The following is a 2,546-nucleotide window of genomic DNA, read 5'->3' as shown; positions in this document are numbered from 1 at the left end:
CCTACGGGTCACCGGTCGTGGCCGTGCGGCCCGGCGCCGTCGACCTCGAGGGCGGCGGCACGCTGGCCGCCGGCACCGTGGTCGTGGCCGCCGATCCGGTGCGCGCCGCCGGGCTGATCGGCGAGCCCGCGCCGCGGATGCACGCGGTCACGACGGTCTGGCACGCCGTCGACGAGCCGCCGGTGCGCCGCCCGATCCTCGTGCTCGACACGGAGCACGGCCCGGTGACGAACAGCGTCGTGATGTCGAACGCGGCACCCGAGTACGGCAGCGGCGGCCGGGCGCTCGTCGCCTCGTCGTCCCTCGGCCCGGATCCGCTGCCCGACCATCTGCTGCGATCGACGCTCACGCGGCTGTGGGGCGCCGACACGAGCGGCTGGGACGAGGTCGCCGTGACGCGCGTGCCGGAAGCGCTGCCCGACTTCCCCGCCGGCAGCCCGCTGCGCCGCCCCGAGCGGCTCGCCGACGGGCTCGTCGTCGCGGGCGACTGGCGGGCGACCCCGTCGTCGCAGGGTGCGCTCGCGTCCGGGCGCCGGGCTGCGGATGCGGTGCTCGCGGGCTGAGAATCGGCGCGATCCCGTCTTCCCAGGTCTCGAATCCGTCTCGTCATCGGCGTCAGGGACCCTCGGACCTGGTCCCCGCGGCGGCCGCGCCCCTACGCTCGCGGCGTGCATCCCGATCGCTTCTACGACCTGATCGAGTCCGCCCGCACCGGATCCGCCCCCACGGACCCCACCGCGGATGCCGAGGAGCTGCGCGCGCTGCTCACCCCGATCGAGGACGAGGACCTGCTCGGCTTCGTCCGCACGTTCGAGGCCGAGCACGAGCGGCTGAACACCTGGGCGGTCTGGGGAGCCGGCTACGTGGCCGCCGGCGGCATGAGCGACGACGGCTTCCGCTACTTCCGCAGCTGGCTGATCGGCAAGGGCCGCGACGCCGTCGAGACGGCCCTGACGGACCCCGACGACCTCGCCGACTTCCTCGACGGCAGCACGGTGGAGAACGAGGAGCTCGAGTACGCGGCATTCGACCTGCTCGAGGAGCGCGGCCTCGACCGTGACCTCGTGGAGCAGAGCACGGACGGCGACCCGACCGGGGAGCCCTTCGACGAGGAGACGGTCGGCACCGCCTATCCGCGCATCGCCGCCGCGGTGGCCTGACACTGCCGCGGCAGCCCCGGCGCTGGAGGCGCCCGGCCGGCACCGCTGCGCAAACGAGGGAGAGATCGAGCGCCGATCCGGTCAGAAGCCGATTTCGGAGGCGCCGAATGCGGAAACTCCGTCGTGTGCGCAGAGGGGACCGGCAGTCACGCGGCGTCACCGTCCGCCGGGAGGGGTCCGGCGCCGCGGGTACCGTCGACGCATGGCTGATCACGAGTACGGCTTCCGCACCCGCGCGATCCACGCGGGCAACATCCCCGACCCCGTGACCGGCGCCCGCGCCGTGCCGATCTACCAGACGAGCGCCTTCGTGTTCGACGACGCCGAGGACGCGGCGGCCCGCTTCGCGCTGCAGAAGTACGGCACCATCTACAGCCGCCTCGCGAACCCGACCGTCGCGGCGTTCGAGGAGCGGATCGCCAGCCTCGAGGGCGCCCTCGGTGCCGTGGCGACCGCATCCGGGCTCGGCGCGCAGTACATCACCTTCGCCGCGCTCGCCGGCGCAGGCGACCACGTCGTCGCGTCCGCCCAGCTCTACGGCGGCTCGCTCACCCAGCTCGACATCGCGCTGCGCCGCTTCGGCGTCGAGACCACCTTCGTCCGCTCGTCGGATCCGGCCGACTACGCCGCCGCGATCACCGACCGCACCAAGGTCGTCTTCGCCGAGAGCGTCGCGAACCCGTCCGGCGACGTCGCCGATGTGGAGGGCCTGGCGGACGTCGCGCACGCCGCCGGGGTGCCGCTGATGATCGATGCGACGGTCGCCACGCCCTACCTGTCGCGGCCGATGGAGTGGGGCGCCGACATCGTCGTGCACTCCGCGACGAAGTTCCTCGGCGGCCACGGCACCACGCTCGGCGGCGTCGTCTCCGAGTCGGGCCGCTTCGAGTGGCACAGCGAGCGGTTCCCGCTCTTCGGGCAGCCCGTGCCGACGTACGGCGGCCTCGAGTGGTCGGGCAACTTCGGCGAGTTCGCGTTCCTCACGCGACTCCGCGCCGAGCAGCTGCGCGACATCGGCCCGGTGCTCGCGCCGCACTCCGCGTTCCTGCTCATGCAGGGCGTCGAGACGCTCCCGTTCCGGATGCAGGCCCACGTCGACAACGCCCGCGTCGTCGCCGAGTGGCTCGCGCAGGATTCCCGCGTCGACTCCGTGCACTGGGCGGGGCTGCCCGGCCACCCCGCGCACGAGCGGGCGGCGAAGTATCTGCCGAAGGGGCCCGGATCCGTCTTCGGATTCGAGGTGAAGGGCGGCCGCGCCGCCGGGCAGCGGTTCATCGAGGCGGTGAACCTCGCCAGCCACCTCGCGAACATCGGCGACGCGAAGACGCTCGTCATCCATCCGGCGTCCACGACCCACGCGCAGCTCTCCGAGCAGCAGCTGCTCGA

Annotated in this window: 3 protein-coding genes; all 3 read left to right on the top strand. The window is 73.4% G+C overall.

Annotated elements, in window-relative coordinates:
* A partial coding sequence (locus VIG76_RS15130) for an FAD-dependent oxidoreductase (RefSeq protein ID WP_331955669.1) occupies window positions 1-563 on the top strand: 563 nt, incomplete at its 5' end.
* A gap of 105 nt (window positions 564-668) precedes the next feature.
* Window positions 669-1,160: a DUF4240 domain-containing protein gene (locus VIG76_RS15125; RefSeq protein WP_331955667.1), complete on the top strand. Its 492-nt coding sequence runs from the start codon at window positions 669-671 to the stop codon at window positions 1,158-1,160.
* Window positions 1,161-1,362: 202 nt separating this feature from the next.
* A partial coding sequence (locus tag VIG76_RS15120; protein WP_331955665.1) for an O-acetylhomoserine aminocarboxypropyltransferase/cysteine synthase family protein occupies window positions 1,363-2,546 on the top strand: 1,184 nt, incomplete at its 3' end.

Source organism: Amnibacterium sp. (genome assembly GCF_036559085.1).
GTDB lineage: Bacteria > Actinomycetota > Actinomycetes > Actinomycetales > Microbacteriaceae > Amnibacterium.
The sequence above is the reverse complement of the archived record's forward strand: the minus strand, read 5'-3'. Positions and strand labels throughout refer to the sequence as shown.